A 3,085-nucleotide genomic window follows, 5' to 3' on the forward strand; every position below is an offset into this window, starting at 1 on the left:
TTTCTACAACAGATATTGAAAACCGCAGTGAGATTAAAACGGAAAGTGCGAGCATCGGTGCGGGCACGGGAGGCATTAACCCGATGCAAGCTATCAGCTCCACCCTCAGTTTATTAGGTAACACCAATGAAAGCGCGCGAAGCACCACCAAATCAGCCATTAGCGGCAACATTCAGATAGAGACCGAAACCCCGGAAAATCTGACCGCACTTTCACGGGATACGAAGAATGCGAATCAACGTGTTGAAAAGCAAGATTTACAAAAAGTGCAAGAGCGCCAAGAAATGGCGAAAGTGATAGGTGACATCACGAACAACGCGATAAGTATCGCCACGTATAATGAGCGTGAGAAGATTAATAAACTGTCATTGGAAAAATTTAAAGCGGAAGAAAAATACGGCAAAGAGAGTACGCAAGCGCAAGAAATCGGTAAACAAATTACCGCGATTCAAAATGACATTGACCGCACTTACGGCATAGGTAGTGAAAAAGGCATGGCGATTCGAGCGGTGACGGCGGCATTACAAGCGGCGGCACAAAATGATACCGCAGGCAGTCTTGTCGCACTGGCTTCGCCTTATCTCAATCAAAAAATCCATGAGATGACGGCAGGCGACACGGCAAAAGACAAAGCAGCGAATCTCATGGCGCATGCGCTGCTTTCTGCGGTGGAGTTCCAAGTGACAGGCAAAGACCCATTGACGGGTGCAGTGGCAGGAGTGACAGGTGAGGCAACGGCTGAAATCATTGCGAGAGCTTACGGCAAACCGGTCAGTGAATTAACGGCAAATGAGAAGGAAAACATTAGCATGTTAAGTCAATTGGCGGGTGGATTGGCTGCGGCATTGACGGCGAAAGCAAATGGCACCACAACAGAACAAGGGGGGAGTTTCCTTGCGGCGACGGCTGGGGCTGAGACGGCTAAAAGGGCGGTGGAGAATAATTTTGCTTTAGAAACTGCTGTTAATAATCCTCAAGTTGACTGGACTGCTGAAGCTAAGGCGCAAGAAAAAATTTCAGAAGCTGAGCGTCAAGCAATGGAGGCTTTTGAAAAAGAGCATCCTGGACTTATTAAGAAATTAAAAACAACAGGTGACATCGCTTCTTTTGTTGCTGATTTAACTCCAGGGATTGGAGATATTAAATCTTTTGCCGAAGCTGAGGATGGTCTTGATTATGCTTTGGCAACAGTGGGGCTCATCCCTGGAGCAGATATTGTTACCAAGCCATTAAAAGCAGCAAAAGAATCTATTCAAAAGGCAAGAGCAGCTGAAAAATTAGGTAATTTAGCGGAAGCTGCTAAACATCAACAAGAGGCAGCTCGTTATATTGATAACTCAGTAAATGGAATTTATGATTCAAAAGAGTTTAGAAAGGCTTATGAAGATGTGTATGGTAAAGCTAATGTTAGATCGACAACTGTAGTTGAAAATCCAAGAAGCACTATTAATAACCGGACTTTATCAACTGGGGAAAGACTAGAAGTGATTACTTCAGAAAAAGGAAAGGCAGTAAGAATAACCACAAAAGATGAATTTGGTGAAATAAAAGAGATTGCTAATATTCCTTATGATTCTAGAGGGCTACCTATTTTTGATGATGTGGCAAAATTTACTACATCAATCAAAAAGCCCGAAAATTACATTAACAGTGAAATTAGACGTAAAAAAGAAATGGTAAATGCAACTCTTACATTAAAAGCTAAGATCTTGGATGGCTCAATAAATAAATCTACATTTACTGATACGCAATTAGAACAGATTATGAAGGGGAAAGATAAAATAGATGGCTTTACATGGCATCATAATGCACAATCAAGCCCGAATAACATGCAATTAGTACCTACAAATATTCATGATGCGGTAAAACATATAGGAGAAGGAGCATTAAGTGAAGGACGTTAAAGAAAAGTTTAGAAATATTGATATTTGGTCTTTTGATGGAAAAGGCGATATAAATAATATATTGAAATTTCAATCTATATTCAACATTACTCTGCCAAATACTTATAGAGAATTAATGACTAGGTATAATAATCCTAAGTTTGAACAAGACACTTTTGATTTTTATGATCTATATCATAAACGAGAATCTTTAGCATCATTTGGATTTGATGGATTTAATTCCCAATATGAGAATATTTACAATCAATTTATTTATTCAGATGAAGATGGATATGAAAATGTGTATTCATTTGCTCATACATCTGAAGGAAACTGGTTATGCTTTGATTATAGAGATTCTCCTACAACATCAGAACCAAAGATCTCTTTAGTTATTCATGATGAATATAACGATGAAATAGGAAAATGGCTTATTTTACCTGTGGCAAATAATTTTGATGATTTTCTAGATAGTCTTTATGATTTTAATGAGCGCTATCCTGATTAGCAAGGAGTAATAGTGTTTCCCCAATGATAGCGCCAGCGCTCACGCTTGTGCTGTTTAATAAAAAATTGCGAATTTTACCCATAAACGTTGGGAGAACCAATGTTCAAAATTCTTTGGATTTTGTGACCGCACTTTTAGTTGATAGGCACAAGCAAGGACTCTTGCGCCATCGTGGGGGATACGAAGATTATAAATATTTACCAGTTAGATTTGGGGCAGTAGTCGATTCAATGGCGAGTGAAGCTACAAGTAAAAAATTGGAAAATAATGAGAAAAACATGAAATCTATAATTCTAGGAGGTGAATAAGTGTTTAATAATATTATTCAGTTTTTTATTTATTCCCTCGTTGTTTTTCTATCTGGATTTATAATAATATCTTTATGTTTTATCGTGTTTACCTTTATCATAAATCTAGGTGATATTTCTATTCTTGAGATAAAGGATATACTATCTTTTAATTTCTATATGTTTTCTAGGATGTCACCATTAATAGTATTAGCAATGCTTATATCTAAAAAACTCAGAGGTAGCTAGTATAGAAAGTGTTTAATTTCTGATGTTAAGTTATTAGAAATTTGTAGTCTGTTTGATATTTAAACAGACTACAATTTAAAATACAGAAGTACAAAGTGCGGTCAATTTTTAAAGAATTTTAAAACCCTCTGATGGCGCAAGCGTTCACCCCAATGATA

At 37.6% G+C, this 3,085-nt stretch carries 3 protein-coding genes; all 3 read left to right on the top strand.

Going from position 1 to position 3,085, the window contains the following annotated elements:
- A partial coding sequence (locus HMPREF9065_RS10390) for an HNH endonuclease (protein ID WP_021616896.1) occupies positions 1-1,904 on the top strand: 1,904 nt, incomplete at its 5' end.
- Positions 1,891-2,391, top strand: a complete 501-nt coding sequence (locus HMPREF9065_RS01220) for an SMI1/KNR4 family protein (RefSeq protein WP_005694986.1) — start codon at positions 1,891-1,893, stop codon at positions 2,389-2,391. The genes HMPREF9065_RS10390 and HMPREF9065_RS01220, both read left to right, overlap by 14 nt.
- A gap of 23 nt (positions 2,392-2,414) precedes the next feature.
- Positions 2,415-2,699, top strand: coding sequence for a hypothetical protein (locus HMPREF9065_RS01215; RefSeq protein ID WP_021616897.1), 285 nt, complete (start codon positions 2,415-2,417; stop codon positions 2,697-2,699).
- Positions 2,700-3,085 lie beyond the last annotated feature (386 nt).

Source organism: Aggregatibacter sp. oral taxon 458 str. W10330 (genome assembly GCF_000466335.1).
Classification (GTDB): domain Bacteria; phylum Pseudomonadota; class Gammaproteobacteria; order Enterobacterales; family Pasteurellaceae; genus Aggregatibacter.

Excerpts from the sequence above, each read along its gene's own strand:
- HMPREF9065_RS01215 (WP_021616897.1), top strand. The coding sequence starts at position 2,415 with ATGATAGCGCCAGCGCTCACGCTTGTGCTGTTTAATAAAAAATTGCGA.